Raw genomic sequence first — 21708 nt, forward strand, 5'->3', positions numbered from 1 at the left:
CAAATTGGGAGATATATCATGAAAGGCTGGCTTTTTCTTGTTATCGCAATAGTTGGCGAAGTAATCGCAACATCCGCATTAAAATCTAGCGAGGGCTTTACTAAGCTTGCCCCTTCCGCCGTTGTCATAATCGGTTATGGCATCGCATTTTATTTTCTTTCTCTGGTTCTGAAATCCATCCCTGTCGGTGTTGCTTATGCAGTCTGGTCGGGACTCGGCGTCGTCATAATTACAGCCATTGCCTGGTTGCTTCATGGGCAAAAGCTTGATGCGTGGGGCTTTGTAGGTATGGGGCTCATAATTGCTGCCTTTTTGCTCGCCCGATCCCCATCGTGGAAGTCGCTGCGGAGGCCGACGCCATGGTGACGGTGTTCGGCATTCTGAATCTCACCGAGGACTCCTTCTTCGATGAGAGCCGGCGGCTGGACCCCGCCGGCGCTGTCACCGCGGCGATCGAAATGCTGCGAGTCGGATCAGACGTCGTGGATGTCGGACCGGCCGCCAGCCATCCGGACGCGAGGCCTGTATCGCCGGCCGATGAGATCAGACGTATTGCGCCGCTCTTAGACGCCCTGTCCGATCAGATGCACCGTGTTTCAATCGACAGCTTCCAACCGGAAACCCAGCGCTATGCGCTCAAGCGCGGCGTGGGCTACCTGAACGATATCCAAGGATTTCCTGACCCTGCGCTCTATCCCGATATTGCTGAGGCGGACTGCAGGCTGGTGGTTATGCACTCAGCGCAGCGGGATGGCATCGCCACCCGCACCGGTCACCTTCGACCCGAAGACGCGCTCGACGAGATTGTGCGGTTCTTCGAGGCGCGGGTTTCCGCCTTGCGACGGAGCGGGGTCGCTGCCGACCGGCTCATCCTCGATCCGGGGATGGGATTTTTCTTGAGCCCCGCACCGGAAACATCGCTGCACGTGCTGTCGAACCTTCAAAAGCTGAAGTCGGCGTTGGGGCTTCCGCTATTGGTCTCGGTGTCGCGGAAATCCTTCTTGGGCGCCACCGTTGGCCTTCCTGTAAAGGATCTGGGTCCAGCGAGCCTTGCGGCGGAACTTCACGCGATCGGCAATGGCGCTGACTACGTCCGCACCCACGCGCCTGGAGATCTGCGAAGCGCAATCACCTTCTCGGAAACCCTCGCGAAATTTCGCAGTCGCGACGCCAGAGACCGAGGGTTAGATCATGCCTAGCATTCACCTTCCGGCCGCCCGCTAGCGGACCCTGGTCAGGTTCCGCGAAGGTGGGCGCAGACATGCTGGGCTCGTCAGGATCAAACTGCACTATGAGGCGGCGGTTCATACCGCGCCAGGGGAGCGAATGGACAGCGAGGAGCCTCCGAACGTTCGGGTCGCCTGCTCGGGTGATATCGACGAGGTTGTGCGGCTGATGCACGACGCTGCGGCGTGGATGTCCGCCAAGGGAACGCCCGCCTGGGACGTCGCGCGGATCGACCGGACATTCGCGGAGACCTTCGTCCTGAGATCCGAGCTCCTAGTCGCGAGTTGCAGCGACGGCATCGTCGGCTGTTGCACCTTGTCGGCCGAGGATCCCGAGTTCTGGCCCGACGCCCTCAAGGGGAGGCCGCATATCTGCACAAGCTCGCGGTGCGACGGACACATGCGGGCCGGGGTGTCAGCTCCGCGCTGATCGAGGCTTGCCGCCATGCCGCGCGAACGCAGGGGTGCGCCAAGCTGCGGCTCGACTGCCACCCGAACCTGCGTGGCCTATACGAGCGGCTCGGATTCACCCACGTCGACACTTTCAATCCCGGCTGGGATCCAACCTTCATCGCAGAACGCCTAGAACTCGAAATCTAACGTCCGTTCGGGCATCGAGGTCCATGTCGGGGTGGGACGGGCCCGTGGCTTCAAGATCACTTGCAGTCCGACCGCGATGTCTTGGTTGCGCGAGAGGTTGTCGATATCCTCCACTTCCATCATCAACCCTGGATAATGCCGCCGCCGTCATCGCCGCCGACGCCCGTGCCGGGCTTTTCGGGCCTGTCAGGCTTGCTCGGCCTTCAGCCTGCCTGGGCGAGATCTCCGGCGGACGGATTAACGGCGGAGCTTCGCCGCCTTTCGTGCGTGTGAAGGCCGAAGATAGTTCTCTCAAAAACATCCGTTTATGAGAGATACCAAATGTCATTTTCAGAAGACGACTGCACCAGTTGATTGGGCGTAATGGCTGTTGTGCAGCCAGCTCCTGACAGTTCAATATCAGAAGTGATCTGCACCAATCTCGACTATGCTCAATACTCGTGTGGGCTCTGTTGCAAAAATCGTGAAGCTTGAGCATGCTTGGCGGAGATTGGACGGACGGAACGATGACGGATTTCAAGTGGCGCCATTTCCAGGGTGATGTGATCCTGTGGGCGGTGCGCTGGTATTGTCGCTATCCGATCAGCTATCGCGACCTTGAGGAAATGCTGGCGGAACGCGGCATTTCGGTCGACCATACGACGATCTATCGCTGGGTCCAGTGCTACGCCCCGGAGATGGAGAAGCGGCTGCGCTGGTTCTGGCGGCGTGGCTTTGATCCGAGCTGGCGCCTGGATGAAACCTACGTCAAGGTGCGGGGCAAGTGGACCTACCTGTACCGGGCAGTCGACAAGCGGGGCGACACGATCGATTTCTACCTGTCGCCGACCCGCAGCGCCAAGGCAGCGAAGCGGTTCCTGGGCAAGGCCCTGCGAGGCCTGAAGCACTGGGAAAAGCCTGCCACGCTCAATACCGACAAAGCGCCGAGCTATGGTGCAGCGATCACCGAATTGAAGCGCGAAGGAAAGCTGGACCGGGAGACGGCCCACCGGCAGGTGAAGTATCTCAATAACGTGATCGAGGCCGATCACGGAAAGCTCAAGATACTGATCAAGCCGGTGCGCGGTTTCAAATCGATCCCCACGGCCTATGCCACGATCAAGGGATTCGAAGTCATGCGAGCCCTGCGCAAAGGACAGGCTCGCCCCTGGTGCCTGCAGCCCGGCATCAGGGGCGAGGTGCGCCTTGTGGAGAGAGCTTTTGGCATTGGGCCCTCGGCGCTGACGGAGGCCATGGGCATGCTCAACCACCATTTCGCAGCAGCCGCCTGATCGGCGCAGAGCGACAGCCTACCTCTGACTGCCGCCAATCTTTGCAACAGAGCCTCCGTCGCCATGCTCACCTCGCTTTGGTGCACACGAGTATTGAGCATAGTCGAGATTGGTGCAGATCACTTCTGATATTGAACTGTCAGGAGCTGGCTGCACAACAGCCATTACGCCCAATCAACTGGTGCAGTCGTCTTCTGAAAATGACAGCCACCTCCCCGATCCTGCCGCTTTTCACGTAAAATAACCCGTCAAAATATCAAGGAAAGAAAAGGCGCGTTTTTTGGAGGTTACATGCTGATAGGTTACGCCAGGGTATCAAGGGACAAGCAAGAAACGGCGCTGCAACTGGACGCCCTGGACAAGGCCGGGTGTCAGCGCGTTTACGTTGAGAAGCTATCAGGGGCCAGCACAGAACGCCCAGAGCTTGAACGGTGCCTAGATACCTTGAGGGAAGGGGATACGTTGATTGTGTGGCACTTAGACCGACTGGGAAGGAGCATCAAAGACCTGATCGAGATAGTCAGCTCGTTGAAGCGCCAGGGGATCGGGTTCCGCTCCCTAACCCAATCAGACATAGACACCACAACGGCGAACGGGGCTCTAGTGTTCCATGTGTTTGCGGCCTTGGCTGAATACGAACGCGCACGACTGCAAGAGCGCACACGGGCCGGGTTGGAGGCAGCAAGGGCAAGAGGGCGACGCGGTGGGCGACCCTTGGCCATGTCAGATGAAGACGCCAGGAAGGCAAGGGCCATGCTGTCGGATGTAGAGATAACGAAAGCTGAAGTTGCAAAACACTTTGGTGTGTCTAGGCCGACTTTAAACGCAGCATTGGCGAGATTGTCGCCATCTGATACCTAGCTGAAAGCCGCATCATAGCTCACTTCTCGCACTGCCATTTAACATAAAAAAGCATTATGCGCTGACAGATTGGCATGGTGGCTTGCAATTGTGGAAGACAGTTCTTTATTCTGTTTACCATACTTTCAGTATGGCGACAGTCGTTATGGAGTAGCGTTAATACTACTCAAATAGTATGGCTTGCATTGTAGGTTCTCGTAGTAGTCCAATGTGCTACATTCACAATTTCTGATGCTGTGCAACGGTCGGTTTCACGTCTAGGAATTGGGGGCATACAGTTACCATTACCATTTAAAGAAATGGCTGTGAATTGCTCTGATTTTTCGGGTGGGCAGCCCTGCCGGGATAGAAAAACCTCAGTATAGTCAGTGCAACTACATACAATCCGCATCCAACTATCCACACCCAACCATTCCAAGATTCGTGGGTTGCACTATACAAAAATGCAAAAATAAGTGGACCGATTACACCCGTGAGGTGTGTCAAACTGGTCAGCAACCCTTGCAATTGTCCTTGTGCTACCTGACCGACACGAACAGATATAATTCCCTGCAAAGCGGGAAGAGTTATGCCACCACAAGCGAGTAACAGCACAACTGGCCAAACCATCCAGCTTTGCGTAATGACTGCCAATAAAAGTAGGCCACAGCCATCAGCCAAGATGCCAACCACGATAGCTTTCTGATCTCCCAAATGTTTAGCGATAAAACCAGCAGCAAGTCCTTGAAACAGTGCGTGTGTAAGCCCAAACACAGCCAATGAAACACCGACCATTACGCCATCCCATACGAAGCGCTCTTCTCCGAATAAAACCCATAATGTTGCAGGGATTTGGCCAATCAATTGAATGATGAAAAAGACAACTAGCAATCCCGATAATGGGGAGATCATCTCGCGTATGGAGGATGTGGTTTCATTGATTGTTTCATTCTTTATCTCGTCACTAACCTGATTAGCATTATGGGTCTCATGTAAAATGAATAGGGAGACCAGAAATGCCAGCCCGTTAATAGCAGCAGCGAACATAAACGGTGCCTGTACCGAAAGTTGACCTGCAAAACCACCAATGACTGGTCCAGCAATCATACCGCCACCAAAACAGGCACCCATCATACCAAACCAATGTGTCCTGGATTCCTCAGGTGTGACATCGGCAATTGTTGAGGCTGCAACAGCTCCAGTCGCACCGGTAATACCAGCAATTAAGCGTCCCAGATACAACACCCACACTACGCTGGCTGTTGCCATTAATGCGTAGTCCAGTGTTGCACCTAAAAGTGAAAGTAATAATACAGGGCGACGACCTATGCGATCTGACCAGCGGCCGAGAAGAGGGGCAAAAATCACTTGCATCATTGCATACAGCGCCAATAAAACACCGTAGTTCTCCGCAACATTAGCCTTTCCAACAAACTCCCGTAATAACGCCGGTAAGACAGGCATAATTATGCCAATCCCCATGGCATCTAAAAAAATGATGACCAGTGCCATCATCACAGTGCGGTTCATAGTTAACGCTCTCTATCGGTGATAAGGTTTGAAAAGTAACTCTATCAGTGATAGATTGTCAACAGCGAAAGGAGATAGTGATGGCACGACTAAGCTTGGACGACGTAATTTCAATGGCGCTCACCCTGCTGGACAGAGAGGGGCTAGAGGGCCTGACTACGCGTAAGCTGGCGCAGTCCCTCAAAATTGAGCAACCGACTCTGTATTGGCACGTGCGCAACAAGCAGACCCTTATGAACATGCTTTCAGAGGCAATACTGGTGAAGCATCACACCCGTTCAGTACCGTTACCGACTGAGAGTTGGCAGCAGTTTCTCCAGGAAAATGCTCTGAGTTTCCGTAAAGCATTATTGGTCCATCGTGATGGAGCCCGATTGCATATAGGGACCTCTCCTACGCCCCCCCAGTTTGAACAAGCAGAGGCGCAACTACGCTGTCTATGCGATGCAGGGTTTTCGGTCGAGGAGGCTCTTTTCATTCTGCAATCTATCAGCCATTTTACGCTGGGTGCAGTATTGGAAGAGCAAGCCACAAACCCGACAGAATACAATACAGTGATGGACGCTGTGCCACCATTATTACAGGAGGCATTTAATGTTCAGACGAGAACCACTGCTGAAACGGCCTTCCATTTCGGGCTGAAATCATTAATAGTTGGATTCTCTGCACAATTAGATGAAAAATATATGTCCATCCAGGGTAATAATAAATGATGCTGTCTATGGGGCAGTACTAACGGTAGTAATTTTAAATCTATCGCCAGTGATTTTTATTTTTCACGCGACAAATATTCTTGAAAATGTGTATGTGCATAGCCTTTGATAAATTAGGGAGATCCGAACAAGAGGGGGATTTCTTTGCGGGTCTGGCGGTGTTTGCCATTGAACTCGTAGTCAGCGAAGGTCAGTTGATGGCTCACGTTGGTTCTCATCCATGGTACTAAGAAAATCTGATGATCTCGTGTCAAGGATTTGTTCGCACCCTCCCCATCACGTCAAATAGAGCCTGTTTTCCAACTTAAATGTCCTGTTTGCTCACGGAGCAGATGTAGTATTACTTTTGAGTTTCCAACTTAAATGTCACATTTGGTATCGTTAACTCATTGAATACTTTGATCTGCCAGTTTCCAACTTAAATGGTTGTGATCACCGTAAAAACACAGCAAACAAGGGTAAGGAAAAAGCCGAGCAAGCAGCCACCATAACAAATGGCATTGCTCAAACCCCTATTTTCAATAATCAAGAGATTGAAAAAGGCTTTTCGGATTTTAATGACCTTGGCCAGTCAAGAGGGCTTGAGGTTGTACGGGAACAAGTTGAAGCAACTCTTAATAAGGTGGCGACCGTGGATAAAGTAGAAGAAAACACCGGGCCGGTAATTACGGATAAATTCGAGCGTGAAATTGATACCGCCCTGTCTAATTCAGAAGACAATCAAAAACTCGGTATTCTGCGTGATGACCAAGGACGTTTTTGGGACGGGCAAGAATTTGGCGACCTGGAAGACGCCAAGCGTTATGAACCAGTGGAAGCCCTGAAAGTGGCTGTCCATGTTTCCCGTCAATACGAATCAGAGTTAGAGGGAAGCCATATTTATATTCGCGCCGTTGAACAAGACGAGCCAAGCGATAGCGACGGGGTTCACGTTGTAAACACTGACCAGGCTATGAACTGGCCACACCTTGAAGCCGCTTATAAGAGAGGGTTCGGCTTGAATCTGGATCGTGATGAAGCCCTGGCCATAACGGGGTTCTAGGGATTTTCCCCTCTAAAAAGACATAATCCTCTGTAGACCACACCAATAAATGGCTGCGGAGGTGGTTTACTTTCAGCTTGGAGCCTAATCATCCACTATCGGCCTTGTTATTTCGCCAATATTGGGCAATTTCCCAGTATTAGTGAAGTTATACGTTCCGCTTAAGTTGATATTTTGCCACGCAACGGGCGAAACAGCACGAGTGATACCCGCTTTCTCTTCATCTCCTCTCGCTTCAAAGTGTCCCAGCAGATGACTCAGTATCGCGGAGTTGAAGTAGATGATCGCGTTGGCAAGCAATCTTGCACATTCATTCCAGATAGCGATTTCACTCTCGTTTTTGCCTCGGAACTGATCGCCATTCACCGACGCAATAGCCCGTCTCAGGAAGTGCCACGCTTCTCCCCGGTTAAGGGCACGCTGAACGTACTGCCGCAAACTGGCATTGTCTATGTAATCCAGTAAATATTGCGCTTTGACCAGTCGATTATACTCCGTCAGCGCCTGTAATGTCGGGTGCCCCGAAGGATAACCAGACAACTTTCTTACCAGCATTGCCTGTGTCGTTCGCTTTGTCTGAAGTGACAGAACAATGCGCCTAATATCCTGCCATCCCGTTTCGATGACATTCGTCCTGATGGGCTTTTTCAGGGCAAGGTTGGTGCCGCCGTGTTCATTTTCAGTTACGGCAAACAGATCATTGATGACACTACTGAACTGCGCGTATCGCGGTGCAAAACTGTAACCGCATAGATCCAGTAAGGCGAAGTTAACATGATTGACACCGTGTGTATCTGTCGAGAGTACGTCAGGTTTGATTTCACTGCTGTTGGATTGTAACAGGTCATAAATATAGTGTGATTCGTGCTCGTTGGAACCGATGATCCGAGCATTGAGGGCGCTGTGGTTGGCCACCAGTGTCATGGCCGTGATCCCTTTGTTGGTGCCGAAATACTTAGAGGAGTACCGGGTTTTAAAGGTTTCCAGATGGGTTTCGAATTTCTGACCATCCGCACTGGCGTGCAGCTGGTCCTCCTGAATATGGTAGTGGCGGAAGATGGGTAGCGCTGCAACCGCATTATTGATCACGTCGCTGGCGTCATGCAGCGTTTCAGGCCGGATATAGTTGGCCTGCACCGTACTCAGGTGTTCATAGCTTCGATCGGAGATCTGCGCCATGCCATACACACCACGGTGAGTGGCGTTGGCAATCAGAATGGCCAGTAAATCATCCTGATGAGTGAACCCTTGTTTTTGTATCGGAAGTACATGAGTCAGACATTTCATGAACCCGGTTTCGCGCTCTACATACCGCAGTACATCCGCGATACCGACCGGTTGCATTCGCTTAAAAAAGGGATTGTTGACCAGAGATGTAGCGCTTTTGGTCGGCAGACGCCAGCGGGTACCGGTACGATTTTTCATGATCACATTTCGATTGTCTCCCTCATCAATATGGAGAGCAACGTCTTTGAGTGCACTTTCCAGCCGGTGTTGTTTCTCCTGTAACAATAACTCTGCGGGCTGTTTTAGTCTGTCCAGTGTTGATGAGGCCAGCAAGGTATCCTGCGATGTCTGGGGGATCAGGTCGTCTTCCAGTGCGCGGTATTTGGTAACATTTGGCAAATAAATGCGTCCATTCAGTCGTGAGGTTAACTGCCGGTAGAGCAGCCATTCGTAACGTTGCGGGTTAACGTTATCCTGTTTAACCAACCATGGGAGGTGCTTTTTCGGGATGAGCGACGTATCCATCGTCTTCAGTGGTCCACCGAATGCGATTTCCGTCTGCATCTGTTGAAGTTGGGCGACGACGGCTTCTGAGCCTTTACCGGCCTCACATTCAAGGCACAAGAACACCTGCCTTAACAGTTGCTCCAGGAGATTGCATTGTTCATCGTAATGTTGCCACTGGTACTCTTCCACGGTCCGTTTCTGTTTTTTCAGGTAAAGGCAGAGGGTCTGGATATCCCTGTCATTCATGACCTTCAATGCCTGTTGTCTGACTACTGAGAAGGGTTGATTATCATCAATGTTCTCATCCACAAACAGATGCAGTAACTCTGCCGCTTTCGTGACATTGTCCGCGGCTGACTGCCAGGACAGGAACACTGCTTGTTGTGCAAAGGTGTTGGCAGCTTCTTGTTGCTTGCGGATATGGTAAATGAACCCATCAGTTAACCGTTCCAGTGCCAGTTGTATCCGCTCTGTCAGGTGACATAGCAACCATAGATGCTGCTGTGCGCGTTTGAATCGTTTGAGTTTACTACCGTAATAGTTGATGAGCTCACCGAAGTGTTGTCGATTTTTAAGAGACAGATTAAGCCCATCGATAACGCCATTGATTTGCGTGCGCCATGGCGCTAACTGATGATAAAGGGCAAGCTCTTTTTTAAGTTCAGGTACGGTCAGACTTTTTGCACCGCCTCTGAGCTGGTTCAGGCTTAGTCCGTCATCAATGGCTGTTATGCTGTCCAGAAAGACGTGAAGTTCAGGACTGGTGAGTTGATTAAGTTGGTGCGCCAGGTCTTTTCTGACCTGCTGCATCGCTCTGCTTATCAGTCTCTGGAGTACGGTGTACCTAGGGATAGCAATGCTGTGACTGGTTAGGAATTCAATAGCAGTATCAAAGAGGTAACGCGGCTCCAGCCAGGCATTGCCCACCTGAACAAGGTGGTCGAAAAGAGAATTGAAGTGCTGACTTTCGTCCCATTTGTGATAACCAGCAAGGTCTAATACTTTTGCGTAGAGTCGATCTTTTTGTTTTTGTGAGGGAGTGAATGGTCTGAGCCCCTTGCCGCCAAGCAGCTCTTTACTGATCAACATTAAATCCTTAGAAACCTGCGAGTAAGCGATATCTAGGATGACGGGCTTTGATTTGAAGTATCCCAAAATCGCGACAAAGTAACATCTATGAGCTCTGAGACGAATTGACCGAAAAACTGCCAATTCCGCATCGTTCAGAGAAAAGTACAGACGTTGTTCTTCGATTGAAAAAATGGGTGGGGAATAAAGATCTGCCTGTTCTGCTCTCGTGAGAATAGTAATTTCGTTTTTGATGGCCATATCAGGGCTGTTCCGTATTAAATGTACGATATTTACCTAATTTGCCACACTTATAAGTAGTAACCCACCTCCGCAGCCATTTATTGGTGTGGTCTACAGAGGATTATGTCTTTTTAGAGGGGAAAATCCCTAGAACCCCATAGCGAGCTGTTCGGCTGATGCCAGTCGCCTTGTCCGCCAAACGATCATTAGGCGGCCAAACCGGACGCCTGTCCGAAAACATCTTGCGCAACGGGATGACGGACAATAAGATAGGCGGACGGTATAACGGACAAATGGGCGGAAATGGCACTCATCGGCTATGCGCGGGTATCGACGGCGGAACAGGACACCGCCTTGCAGACGGATGCGCTGCGCAATGCAGGCTGCGAACGGGTTTTCGAGGACACGGCATCCGGGGCCAAGGCAGACCGGCCCGGCTTGGCCGATGCGCTGGCTTATCTGCGCGATGGCGATGTGCTGGTCGTCTGGCGGCTGGATCGGCTTGGCCGCTCCCTGCCGCACCTGATTGAGACGGTCGGCAAGCTGGAAGCACGGGGCGTCGGCTTCCGCTCGTTGACTGAAAACATCGACACCACCACGCCGGGCGGACGGCTCATCTTCCATGTGTTCGGTGCGCTGGGCCAGTTCGAGCGCGACCTGATCCGCGAGCGCACCAAGGCCGGGTTGACCGCTGCCGCCGCACGCGGGCGCAAAGGCGGACGCAAGCCGGTTGTCACTGCCGACAAGTTGCAACGAGCGCGGGAGCTTGTCGCCAACGGCTTGAATGTCCGCGAGGCCGCCGCACGCCTCAAGGTAGGAAAAACCGCTCTCTACGCTGCCTTGCAGGCGGCCAGTTCTGGCAGTGCAGCCGACTCCTGATATTTCGTGCAGTCGCCTTCTGAAAACGACAGGCGGCGCTCTTGTCTTTCATGGCGTAATGTCTCCGGTTCTAGTCGCAAGTATTCTATTTCATGCAACTAAAACACGCGACAAAAAACGCCAGGGAAAGGGCAGGGTGGTGTCGTTTTCAGAAGACGGCTGCACTGAACGTCAGAAGCCGACTGCACTATAGCAGCGGAGGGGTTGGATCCATCAGGCAACGACGGGCTGCTGCCGGCCATCAGCGGACGCAGGGAGGACTTTCCGCAACCGGCCGTTCGATGCGGCACCGATGGCCTTCGCGCAGGGGTAGTGAATCCGCCAGGATTGACTTGCGCTGCCCTACCTCTCACTAGTGAGGGGCGGCAGCGCATCAAGCGGTGAGCGCACTCCGGCACCGCCAACTTTCAGCACATGCGTGTAAATCATCGTCGTAGAGACGTCGGAATGGCCGAGCAGATCCTGCACGGTTCGAATGTCGTAACCGCTGCGGAGCAAGGCCGTCGCGAACGAGTGGCGGAGGGTGTGCGGTGTGGCGGGCTTCGTGATGCCTGCTTGTTCTACGGCACGTTTGAAGGCGCGCTGAAAGGTCTGGTCATACATGTGATGGCGACGCACGACACCGCTCCGTGGATCGGTCGAATGCGTGTGCTGCGCAAAAACCCAGAACCACGGCCAGGAATGCCCGGCGCGCGGATACTTCCGCTCAAGGGCGTCGGGAAGCGCAACGCCGCTGCGGCCCTCGGCCTGGTCCTTCAGCCACCATGCCCGTGCACGCGACAGCTGCTCGCGCAGGCTGGGTGCCAAGCTCGGGTAACATCAAGGCCCGATCCTTGGAGCCCTTGCCCTCCCGCACGATGATCGTGCCGTGATCGAAATCCAGATCCTTGACCCGCAGTTGCAAACCCTCACTGATCCGCATGCCCGTTCCATACAGAAGCTGGGCGAACAAACGATGCTCGCCTTCCAGAAAACCGAGGATGCGAACCACTTCATCCGGGGTCAGCACCACCGGCAAGCGCCGCGACGGCCGAGGTCTTCCGATCTCCTGAAGCCAGGGCAGATCCGTGCACAGCACCTTGCCGTAGAAGAACAGCAAGGCCGCCAATGCCTGACGATGCGTGGAGACCGAAACCTTGCGCTCGTTCGCCAGCCAGGACAGAAATGCCTCGACTTCGCTGCTGCCCAAGGTTGCCGGGTGACGCACACCGTGGAAACGGATGAAGGCACGAACCCAGTGGACATAAGCCTGTTCGGTTGGTAAGCTGTAATGCAAGTAGCGTATGCGCTCACGCAACTGGTCCAGAACCTTGACCGAACGCAGCGGTGGTAACGGCGCAGTGGCGGTTTTCATGGCTTGTTATGACTGTTTTTTTGTACAGTCTATGCCTCGGGCATCCAAGCAGCAAGCGCGTTACGCCGTGGGTCGATGTTTGATGTTATGGAGCAGCAACGATGTTACGCAGCAGGGCAGTCGCCCTAAAACAAAGTTATGCAGCCAAATCCCAACAATTAAGGGTCTTAAAATGGTAAAAGATTGGATTCCCATCTCTCATGATAATTACAAGCAGGTGCAAGGACCGTTCTATCATGGAACCAAAGCCAATTTGGCGATTGGTGACTTGCTAACCACAGGGTTCATCTCTCATTTCGAGGACGGTCGTATTCTTAAGCACATCTACTTTTCAGCCTTGATGGAGCCAGCAGTTTGGGGAGCTGAACTTGCTATGTCACTGTCTGGCCTCGAGGGTCGCGGCTACATATACATAGTTGAGCCAACAGGACCGTTCGAAGACGATCCGAATCTTACGAACAAAAGATTTCCCGGTAATCCAACACAGTCCTATAGAACCTGCGAACCCTTGAGAATTGTTGGCGTTGTTGAAGACTGGGAGGGGCATCCTGTTGAATTAATAAGGGGAATGTTGGATTCGTTGGAGGACTTAAAGCGCCGTGGTTTACACGTCATTGAAGACTAGTCCTTTGCATAACAAAGCCATCAAACCGGACGCCAGAGATTCCGCGCCTGTTGCGCATGGCTTCGCCATTTTATGCGCAATAGGCGCGCCACCCTGTCGCCGTTTATGGCGGCGTTAACCCAAAGGAGTATCGTGAAAATATCACTAATGGCTGCAAAAGCAAGAAATGGGGTTATTGGCTGCGGCTCGGATATCCCGTGGAACGCTAAAGGTGAGCAGCTGCTTTTTAAAGCAATAACTTACAATCAATGGCTCTTAGTCGGCCGTAAAACATTTGAGGCAATGGGGGCTCTCCCAAATAGAAAGTATGCAGTTGTCAGCCGCTCAGGATCGGTAGCTACTAACGATGATGTGGTTGTGTTTCCATCTATAGAAGCAGCAATGAGGGAGCTAAAGACTCTTACGAACCATGTTGTTGTTTCTGGTGGTGGAGAGATCTACAAGAGTCTGATCGCCCATGCCGACACGCTACATATCTCGACAATAGATTCCGAGCCAGAGGGCAATGTTTTCTTTCCGGAAATCCCCAAAGAGTTCAATGTGGTGTTCGAGCAGGAATTTCATTCAAATATAAATTATCGCTATCAAATCTGGCAAAGGGGTTAACCATCCAAGCCATCGGACACATTTTGCTTCGCTGCGCTCAAAACGCAAAATGTGCCGCTGCTTAGCGGCGTTAGATGCACTAAGCACATAATTGCTCACAGCCAAACTATCAGGTCAAGTCTGCTTTTATTATTTTTAAGCGTGCATAATAAGCCCTACACAAATTGGGAGTTAGACATCATGAGCAACGCAGTGCCCGCCGAGATTTCGGTACAGCTATCACAGGCACTCAACGTCATCGAGCATCATCTGGGATCGACGTTGCTGGCCGTGCATTTGTACGGCTCTGCACTCGACGGTGGCCTGAAGCCATGCAGTGATATTGATTTGCTGGTTACTGTGACTGCACAGCTCGATGAGACTGTGCGGCAGGCTCTGTTCGTAGATTTCCTGGAAGTTTCCGCTTCTCCCGGCCAAAGTGAAGCTCTCCGTGCCTTGGAAGTTACCATCGTCGTGTACGGCGATGTTGTTCCTTGGCGTTATCCAGCCAGACGGGAACTGCAATTCGGGGAGTGGCAGCGCAAGGACATTCTTGCGGGCATCTTCGAGCCCGCGACAACCGATGTTGATCTGGCTATTCTGCTAACTAAAGCAAGGCAACACAGCCTTGCCTTGGCAGGTTCGGCCGCGGAAGATTTCTTCAACTCAGTCCCGGAAAGCGATCTATTCAAAGCACTGGCCGACACCTTGAAACTATGGAACTCACAACCGGATTGGGCAGGCGACGAGCGGAATGTAGTGCTTACTTTGTCTCGCATTTGGTACAGCGCAGCAACCGGCAAGATCGCGCCGAAGGATGTAGCTGCCAACTGGGTAATGGAACGCCTGCCCGTCCAACATCAGCCCGTGCTGCTTGAAGCCCAGCAGGCTTACCTTGGACAAGGGATGGATTGCTTGGCCTCACGCGCTGATCAGTTGACTGCGTTCATTTACTTTGTGAAGCACGAAGCCGCCAGTCTGCTCGGCTCCACGCCAATGATGTCTAACAGTTCATTCAAGCCGACGCCGCTTCGCGGCGCAGCTTAATTCAGGCGTTAGATGCACTAAGCACATAATTGCTCACAGCCAAACTATCAGGTCAAGTCTGCTTTTATTATTTTTAAGCGTGCATAATAAGCCCTACACAAATTGGGAGATATATCATGAAAGGCTGGCTTTTTCTTGTTATCGCAATAGTTGGCGAAGTAATCGCAACATCCGCATTAAAATCTAGCGAGGGCTTTACTAAGCTTGCCCCTTCCGCCGTTGTCATAATCGGTTATGGCATCGCATTTTATTTTCTTTCTCTGGTTCTGAAATCCATCCCTGTCGGTGTTGCTTATGCAGTCTGGTCGGGACTCGGCGTCGTCATAATTACAGCCATTGCCTGGTTGCTTCATGGGCAAAAGCTTGATGCGTGGGGCTTTGTAGGTATGGGGCTCATAATTGCTGCCTTTTTGCTCGCCCGATCCCCATCGTGGAAGTCGCTGCGGAGGCCGACGCCATGGTGACGGTGTTCGGCATTCTGAATCTCACCGAGGACTCCTTCTTCGATGAGAGCCGGCGGCTAGACCCCGCCGGCGCTGTCACCGCGGCGATCGAAATGCTGCGAGTCGGATCAGACGTCGTGGATGTCGGACCGGCCGCCAGCCATCCGGACGCGAGGCCTGTATCGCCGGCCGATGAGATCAGACGTATTGCGCCGCTCTTAGACGCCCTGTCCGATCAGATGCACCGTGTTTCAATCGACAGCTTCCAACCGGAAACCCAGCGCTATGCGCTCAAGCGCGGCGTGGGCTACCTGAACGATATCCAAGGATTTCCTGACCCTGCGCTCTATCCCGATATTGCTGAGGCGGACTGCAGGCTGGTGGTTATGCACTCAGCGCAGCGGGATGGCATCGCCACCCGCACCGGTCACCTTCGACCCGAAGACGCGCTCGACGAGATTGTGCGGTTCTTCGAGGCGCGGGTTTCCGCCTTGCGACGGAGCGGGGTCGCTGCCGACCGGCTCATCCTCGATCCGGGGATGGGATTTTTCTTGAGCCCCGCACCGGAAACATCGCTGCACGTGCTGTCGAACCTTCAAAAGCTGAAGTCGGCGTTGGGGCTTCCGCTATTGGTCTCGGTGTCGCGGAAATCCTTCTTGGGCGCCACCGTTGGCCTTCCTGTAAAGGATCTGGTCCAGCGAGCCTTGCGGCGGAACTTCACGCGATCGGCAATGGCGCTGACTACGTCCGCACCCACGCGCCTGGAGATCTGCGAAGCGCAATCACCTTCTCGGAAACCCTCGCGAAATTTCGCAGTCGCGACGCCAGAGACCGAGGGTTAGATCATGCCTAGCATTCACCTTCCGGCCGCCCGCTAGCGGACCCTGGTCAGGTTCCGCGAAGGTGGGCGCAGACATGCTGGGCTCGTCAGGATCAAACTGCACTATGAGGCGGCGGTTCATACCGCGCCAGGGGAGCGAATGGACAGCGAGGAGCCTCCGAACGTTCGGGTCGCCTGCTCGGGTGATATCGACGAGGTTGTGCGGCTGATGCACGACGCTGCGGCGTGGATGTCCGCCAAGGGAACGCCCGCCTGGGACGTCGCGCGGATCGACCGGACATTCGCGGAGACCTTCGTCCTGAGATCCGAGCTCCTAGTCGCGAGTTGCAGCGACGGCATCGTCGGCTGTTGCACCTTGTCGGCCGAGGATCCCGAGTTCTGGCCCGACGCCCTCAAGGGGGAGGCCGCATATCTGCACAAGCTCGCGGTGCGACGGACACATGCGGGCCGGGGTGTCAGCTCCGCGCTGATCGAGGCTTGCCGCCATGCCGCGCGAACGCAGGGGTGCGCCAAGCTGCGGCTCGACTGCCACCCGAACCTGCGTGGCCTATACGAGCGGCTCGGATTCACCCACGTCGACACTTTCAATCCCGGCTGGGATCCAACCTTCATCGCAGAACGCCTAGAACTCGAAATCTAACGTCCGTTCGGGCATCGAGGTCCATGTCGGGGTGGGACGGGCCCGTGGCTTCAAGATCACTTGCAGTCCGACCGCGATGTCTTGGTTGCGCGAGAGGTTGTCGATATCCTCCACTTCCATCATCAACCCTGGATAATGCCGCCGCCGTCATCGCCGCCAACGCCCGTGCCGGGCTTTTCGGGCCTGTCAGGCTTGCTCGGCCTTCAGCCTGCCTGGGCGAGATCTCCGGCGGACGGATTAACGGCGGAGCTTCGCCGCCTTTCGTGCGTGTGAAGGCCGAAGATAGTTCTCTCAAAAACATCCGTTTATGAGAGATACCAAATGTCATTTTCAGAAGACGACTGCACCAGTTGATTGGGCGTAATGGCTGTTGTGCAGCCAGCTCCTGACAGTTCAATATCAGAAGTGATCTGCACCAATCTCGACTATGCTCAATACTCGTGTGGGCTCTGTTGCAAAAATCGTGAAGCTTGAGCATGCTTGGCGGAGATTGGACGGACGGAACGATGACGGATTTCAAGTGGCGCCATTTCCAGGGTGATGTGATCCTGTGGGCGGTGCGCTGGTATTGTCGCTATCCGATCAGCTATCGCGACCTTGAGGAAATGCTGGCGGAACGCGGCATTTCGGTCGACCATACGACGATCTATCGCTGGGTCCAGTGCTACGCCCCGGAGATGGAGAAGCGGCTGCGCTGGTTCTGGCGGCGTGGCTTTGATCCGAGCTGGCGCCTGGATGAAACCTACGTCAAGGTGCGGGGCAAGTGGACCTACCTGTACCGGGCAGTCGACAAGCGGGGCGACACGATCGATTTCTACCTGTCGCCGACCCGCAGCGCCAAGGCAGCGAAGCGGTTCCTGGGCAAGGCCCTGCGAGGCCTGAAGCACTGGGAAAAGCCTGCCACGCTCAATACCGACAAAGCGCCGAGCTATGGTGCAGCGATCACCGAATTGAAGCGCGAAGGAAAGCTGGACCGGGAGACGGCCCACCGGCAGGTGAAGTATCTCAATAACGTGATCGAGGCCGATCACGGAAAGCTCAAGATACTGATCAAGCCGGTGCGCGGTTTCAAATCGATCCCCACGGCCTATGCCACGATCAAGGGATTCGAAGTCATGCGAGCCCTGCGCAAAGGACAGGCTCGCCCCTGGTGCCTGCAGCCCGGCATCAGGGGCGAGGTGCGCCTTGTGGAGAGAGCTTTTGGCATTGGGCCCTCGGCGCTGACGGAGGCCATGGGCATGCTCAACCACCATTTCGCAGCAGCCGCCTGATCGGCGCAGAGCGACAGCCTACCTCTGACTGCCGCCAATCTTTGCAACAGAGCCCGCCGTGCTAGTCTGCTCGGTGATGGTGGAGTGAAGCCAACCCGCAATCGGGTTATGAATCTGCATCGCGATTCGCAATCAGCTGTCTCTTGAGCATGTCGAACTCCTGCGATGTTATCTCGCCGTGCTCGTGCTGCTACACCAACTTGTCCAACTCATCCGCCACACCGCTCCCCACCACCTGCGATGGCCAGGTTGTTTGCTGGGCGCATTGGCGGAGTATCGTCTCGACCCGGGACACCCACACCGGCACAACCTTACGGGAGTGATTCACTGTCAAAGAATCGGCCCGGTGCTCTGACGCAAGTATCGGGATGGTCACCATTTGTAAGCCGTAGACCTGAGTGGTGATCAAGACTTCGATACCACCGACCGTACCGGTACTAATCGACGACGGTCGTGTTCGTCGCCTGCCGCAGGGACTCTGCACACCTCCGTTTACGCATGTGCCTGGAGGAGTTGGAAATCGTCGTGTTCGGGAAACATTAAACACAGGATGGCAGCGATCTGAGCCAGCACATGATCAGCTAGCTCACCATCCGGATCGACGGCCCACTGCATCGTCGCGCCAGCGATGACCGAGTGCAGGAGCAACTCAGCTGCCGTAGGAGCACCTGGGGGCAGTCGCTTGCGGATCCCCTCCACCACCGCGCGGTTCCGCTGGATCGCAAGCGTGCGTAGCTCCGGCACCTGGAGCTCGTACCAGGAGATGAGATAGTTCACCGAGAAGTCGTTGCGAGTGTTCATGCTCCGAACGAGCACCTGCAAAAATTCCCAGAGCCCTTGCGGCCCTGCGCCTATCGGTATCGCATTCAGGTAATGCCGCACCTGCTCGACGCCGCGCTCCATCATCCTCACCAGCAGCGTATCGCGGTTGGTGAAGCGCTGGATTAACGCTGCGCGGGAGAGCCCCACCTCCTTTGCTACTCCGCTGAGCGTGAACTCTATGGGACCGCAACGCTTCAGCACTACGGTGGCGGCCTCGAGTACCTCGTCATCGGACTTGAGCTTGGGGCGGGGCATCAGTGTTCACCTTCTGTATGGGTTGGGGCGGAGGCTGTGGCTGCCGCCGCCATTGTAGCAAATTGAAGACGGAGCGAGAGTAGAGCCACGAGCCCCGCAAACACGGCCGATACAACGAGGCCAGGGAGCGGACCAGCAAGGTCGACAAACGCGCCGGCCGCAAGCATAACCATGGGCGAGGCTGACAGCATCACCGCCGAGACCGTGCCGAGTACCCGGCCGAGAAGTTCTGGCGGCGTGCGGTTGTAGATGGCAGCGTTGAGAATGGGAGAGACTGAGCCGGTCAGCAGTCCCACGAGCGCGCCCAACAACATCAGCACCGGCACGCCTGGCAACTGTGAAAGCAGAAGCGAGCCCACCGCAGAGCCACAAAATGCCACCGCCAGCCAGTTCTGCGCTGATATCCGGGCGCCGACCGACGCATGAATGGCAATGCCAAGGAGACCACCAGCCCCCATCATTGAGGAGAACAGCCCGAGCTCTGCTACTTGGCGTCCTGCATCTACAAACAGCGCAGGCATGATGACGCTGCCGTTGGCGCCAACGATGCCCACGAAGATCATCACTATACCAAAGAGAGGGCGCAGCAGGGGTTCGCTCCAGAGAAAAGCGACGCCGGCGCGCATGGAGAGAGTCGCCGTCGTGGTCATCGTCCGAGCGGCACGCGCGGGAAGCACCCACGCGCCGAGCAGACCTGCAAGGACGGAGCAGAACGCCGTCAGCCCGAGCGTTGGCGCAGCGCCAAGCAGGCCGATTGCGGCCCCCCCAAGGGCCGGGCCACCTAGAATCGCGACGTTCCCGATCACCGCTTTCAGTGACGAGACGCGCTCAACGGAGAGCCCGGCGACGTGGCCGAGTTTGGGCAGCTCACTGTCCTGCGCGGCCATACCGGGTGCGTCGAACGCGGCACCGAGCACCACGCAAGCGATCAGCCCAGTGTTCGAGAGGGCGCCAACGGCATCGAGCAGTGGGATGCTCGCCATGGCCACGCCGCCCACCACACCCGAGATCAATGCGACGGGCGCGCGCCCGAACCGATCGACGAGGCCACCACCAACCCACGCGCCGATGATGGTCGCGATGACGCTGCTAGCGGCCGTGGCGCCCGCCCAGGCCGCGCTCTTTGTATGAGACAGGACGAACCATGGAAGCGCGAGGGCCGCCACCGCGTTGCCGATCCGGAAGAGAAAGGTCGCCGCGAACAGCGTCGCGAGCGGGCTATATCGACGTTCGCTCATTCCGCTGCGGCGAGCTGCGCCTTCGCCGCAGCGAGGTACTCTTCGTTACCCGAGTCGAGGGCGAAGAGTGCGTAGGTGACCGCCCCGAACGCAAGGCGCTCCGCGATGTGGTGGGCGAGCCGCGGCCACACCCGGCCACCGGCCGCTTCATACGTGAGGAGGAGCTTCGCGAGCCCCTCTTCACCAAAGACCATAAGGTGCGCGGCCATGTCGATGGCAGGGTCATCAACGCGGGCCTCGCTCCAGTCGATCATCCCGCTGACGCGCTCCGTGTTGTCGATGAGCACATGGCCCACGTAGAGATCGCCATGCACCACCACGGAGAAATCTGGCCACGACGAATCGTCGTCGAGCCAGCGCTGCCACCGGTGGAGGCGCTTGTCGTTCACCACGAACTCGCGTCGGACGCGGTCAACGTCGTCGGCCACCTTCTGACGGGCCTGCGTCGGTGTACGGATGAGCATCCCCGCATCCACGGCGGCGGAAATGGGGACGGCATGCAGGGCGGCGAGCGCGGTCGCGAAGCTCTCCGCGAAGACCTCCGAGTCCTGCGGCACGACCCAGTCGGGCGTGGACGAACCAGGCTGGATGACCATCGCAGTCGAGTCTTCGAGCATGGGATAGGCAACGAGCTCGGCGTTGGCCACGCGCCAGTCCGGCACCGCGAACGGCAGGCGATTCTTGAGCATTGCCAGCACCCGCGCCTCTGGTTCGACCTTCGCGCTTACCTCGGCTCGGCGCGGGATGCGCAGCACCCACCGACGTCCATCGTCGACGGTGGCGATCACGATCCTATAGTCGAGCCCAAGCTCATTGACAGTCAGCGGGCCATGGAGCTTGAGCCCATGTCGGGCTGCAAGTGCGTACAGTTGGAAGGTATCGGCGGTCGTGACTACGGTCATGATTCACTCCTGAGGGCTTGACGGGTTTAGCCACCTAAATATAACAGTCACGTCGGTTATATTCAATCCTCATGCGAATCGGGGTACGACCCACAGCCCCCTCAGTACAGGTCCATCGTCACACCCGAGATCGTTGGGGTCCAGCTCCCAGTGGTTCGGAGCAACGGGCGGCAGGGCAATGATCCGAAAATTACCCCTTCCTTTGCGTCACCACAGCTTGCACCAACTGACCCTGAATTAAAAAATTGAAAAACTAACTTTTGGGTGTTGACTTAAAGCAAACCAAGCATATGCTAACCAATAGTTAGCAAATTGATTTCGCACGATGGACAACCCCAGCCGGAGGACCAGCACAACACTGGCAGCGGTGGCAACAAACCGCTTGGGGAAATAACACCGGCAACCGGGCTGACTAACCTCCCCGCTCTCCCTTGGCAAGGCTGGAATGCATGCCGACCAAGGTGAATGGAAATTAAGGCAGTGACCGGCTGACAGCTGGAAAGACAGCACAGTTGAAGTGATAGCGAACACAGCGAGTG

At 55.1% G+C, this 21708-nt stretch carries 18 protein-coding genes and 3 pseudogenes; 15 read left to right on the forward strand and 6 right to left on the reverse strand.

Annotation, left to right across the window (positions count from 1 at the left end; all coding sequences use genetic code 11):
- The first annotated feature begins 18 nt into the window (after positions 1 to 18).
- From N5E87_RS21275 to N5E87_RS21300, 5 genes and pseudogenes are all read left to right on the forward strand, one after another.
- Positions 19 to 366 carry a quaternary ammonium compound efflux SMR transporter QacE delta 1 gene (locus N5E87_RS21275; RefSeq protein ID WP_000679427.1) on the forward strand — a complete coding sequence of 116 codons (348 nt, stop codon included), beginning with the start codon at positions 19 to 21 and terminating at the stop codon, positions 364 to 366.
- Complete coding sequence (gene sul1 / locus N5E87_RS21280; protein WP_000259031.1) at positions 360 to 1199, forward strand: sulfonamide-resistant dihydropteroate synthase Sul1; 840 nt, start codon at positions 360 to 362, stop codon at positions 1197 to 1199. The genes N5E87_RS21275 and sul1 (N5E87_RS21280) overlap by 7 nt, the downstream gene beginning before the upstream one ends.
- A gap of 127 nt (positions 1200 to 1326) precedes the next feature.
- Positions 1327 to 1826, forward strand: a pseudogene (locus N5E87_RS21285) (GNAT family N-acetyltransferase).
- 506 nt (positions 1827 to 2332) lie between these two features.
- Positions 2333 to 3097, forward strand: coding sequence for an IS6-like element IS6100 family transposase (locus N5E87_RS21295; RefSeq protein WP_001389365.1), 765 nt, complete (start codon positions 2333 to 2335; stop codon positions 3095 to 3097).
- 291 nt (positions 3098 to 3388) lie between these two features.
- Complete coding sequence (locus N5E87_RS21300) at positions 3389 to 3958, forward strand: recombinase family protein (RefSeq protein ID WP_011191339.1); 570 nt, start codon at positions 3389 to 3391, stop codon at positions 3956 to 3958.
- Positions 3959 to 4249: 291 nt separating this feature from the next.
- Here N5E87_RS21300 and tet(E) read toward each other — a convergent pair whose 3' ends face one another.
- On the reverse strand, positions 4250 to 5467 hold the full coding sequence (gene tet(E), locus N5E87_RS21305; RefSeq protein ID WP_017411290.1) for a tetracycline efflux MFS transporter Tet(E): 1218 nt from the start codon (positions 5465 to 5467) through the stop codon (positions 4250 to 4252).
- Positions 5468 to 5547: 80 nt separating this feature from the next.
- Here tet(E) and N5E87_RS21310 point away from each other — a divergent pair, with 80 nt between their 5' ends.
- Positions 5548 to 6180, forward strand: coding sequence for a tetracycline resistance transcriptional repressor TetR(E) (locus N5E87_RS21310; protein ID WP_017411289.1), 633 nt, complete (start codon positions 5548 to 5550; stop codon positions 6178 to 6180).
- A gap of 631 nt (positions 6181 to 6811) precedes the next feature.
- A complete protein-coding gene (locus N5E87_RS21315) occupies positions 6812 to 7222 on the forward strand; it encodes a hypothetical protein (RefSeq protein WP_159408524.1) in 411 nt (136 codons plus the stop codon).
- A gap of 84 nt (positions 7223 to 7306) precedes the next feature.
- On the opposite strand, the gene N5E87_RS21320 is transcribed toward N5E87_RS21315, so the two are convergent.
- Complete coding sequence (locus N5E87_RS21320) at positions 7307 to 10285, reverse strand: Tn3-like element ISShfr9 family transposase (protein ID WP_279775889.1); 2979 nt, start codon at positions 10283 to 10285, stop codon at positions 7307 to 7309.
- A gap of 285 nt (positions 10286 to 10570) precedes the next feature.
- Here N5E87_RS21320 and N5E87_RS21325 point away from each other — a divergent pair, with 285 nt between their 5' ends.
- Complete coding sequence (locus N5E87_RS21325; RefSeq protein ID WP_001173919.1) at positions 10571 to 11146, forward strand: recombinase family protein; 576 nt, start codon at positions 10571 to 10573, stop codon at positions 11144 to 11146.
- A 342-nt stretch (positions 11147 to 11488) separates the two neighbouring features.
- Here N5E87_RS21325 and intI1 read toward each other — a convergent pair.
- Positions 11489 to 12500 (reverse strand): annotated as a pseudogene (intI1, locus tag N5E87_RS21330) (class 1 integron integrase IntI1).
- Between the two features lie 172 nt (positions 12501 to 12672).
- Here intI1 and N5E87_RS21335 point away from each other — a divergent pair.
- From N5E87_RS21335 to N5E87_RS21365, 7 genes and pseudogenes are all read left to right on the forward strand, one after another.
- A complete protein-coding gene (locus N5E87_RS21335; RefSeq protein ID WP_001749986.1) occupies positions 12673 to 13125 on the forward strand; it encodes an NAD(+)--rifampin ADP-ribosyltransferase Arr-3 in 453 nt (150 codons plus the stop codon).
- 132 nt (positions 13126 to 13257) lie between these two features.
- Entirely contained in the window at positions 13258 to 13731 is a 474-nt protein-coding gene (gene dfrA27 / locus N5E87_RS21340) for a trimethoprim-resistant dihydrofolate reductase DfrA27 (RefSeq protein ID WP_001749985.1), read from the forward strand.
- A 180-nt stretch (positions 13732 to 13911) separates the two neighbouring features.
- Positions 13912 to 14757 (forward strand): ANT(3'')-Ia family aminoglycoside nucleotidyltransferase AadA16, encoded by an 846-nt coding sequence (locus tag N5E87_RS21345; protein ID WP_001749984.1) that lies wholly within the window; start codon positions 13912 to 13914, stop codon positions 14755 to 14757.
- Positions 14758 to 14873: 116 nt separating this feature from the next.
- A complete protein-coding gene (locus N5E87_RS21350) occupies positions 14874 to 15221 on the forward strand; it encodes a quaternary ammonium compound efflux SMR transporter QacE delta 1 (RefSeq protein ID WP_000679427.1) in 348 nt (115 codons plus the stop codon).
- Positions 15215 to 16053 (forward strand): annotated as a pseudogene (sul1, locus tag N5E87_RS21355) (sulfonamide-resistant dihydropteroate synthase Sul1). The gene N5E87_RS21350 and the pseudogene sul1 (N5E87_RS21355) overlap by 7 nt, the downstream one beginning before the upstream one ends.
- Positions 16054 to 16180: 127 nt before the next feature.
- Positions 16181 to 16681: a GNAT family N-acetyltransferase gene (locus tag N5E87_RS21360; protein WP_000376623.1), complete on the forward strand. Its 501-nt coding sequence runs from the start codon at positions 16181 to 16183 to the stop codon at positions 16679 to 16681.
- Between the two features lie 506 nt (positions 16682 to 17187).
- A complete protein-coding gene (locus tag N5E87_RS21365) occupies positions 17188 to 17952 on the forward strand; it encodes an IS6-like element IS6100 family transposase (RefSeq protein ID WP_001389365.1) in 765 nt (254 codons plus the stop codon).
- 492 nt (positions 17953 to 18444) lie between these two features.
- On the opposite strand, the gene mphR(A) is transcribed toward N5E87_RS21365, so the two are convergent.
- From mphR(A) to N5E87_RS21380, 3 genes are read right to left on the reverse strand one after another with little or no spacing between them, the layout of a single operon-like run.
- Positions 18445 to 19029: a macrolide-binding transcriptional repressor MphR(A) gene (gene mphR(A) / locus N5E87_RS21370; RefSeq protein ID WP_279775890.1), complete on the reverse strand. Its 585-nt coding sequence runs from the start codon at positions 19027 to 19029 to the stop codon at positions 18445 to 18447.
- Positions 19029 to 20267: a macrolide resistance MFS transporter Mrx(A) gene (gene mrx(A) / locus N5E87_RS21375; RefSeq protein ID WP_000004159.1), complete on the reverse strand. Its 1239-nt coding sequence runs from the start codon at positions 20265 to 20267 to the stop codon at positions 19029 to 19031. Before mrx(A) ends, mphR(A) begins: the two co-directional genes overlap by 1 nt.
- A complete protein-coding gene (locus tag N5E87_RS21380; RefSeq protein WP_000219387.1) occupies positions 20264 to 21169 on the reverse strand; it encodes an Mph(A) family macrolide 2'-phosphotransferase in 906 nt (301 codons plus the stop codon). Before N5E87_RS21380 ends, mrx(A) begins: the two co-directional genes overlap by 4 nt.
- Positions 21170 to 21708 lie beyond the last annotated feature (539 nt).

Origin of the sequence: Shewanella sp. GD03713, from assembly GCF_029843705.1 — a bacterium.
Classification (GTDB): Bacteria; Pseudomonadota; Gammaproteobacteria; order Enterobacterales; family Shewanellaceae; genus Shewanella.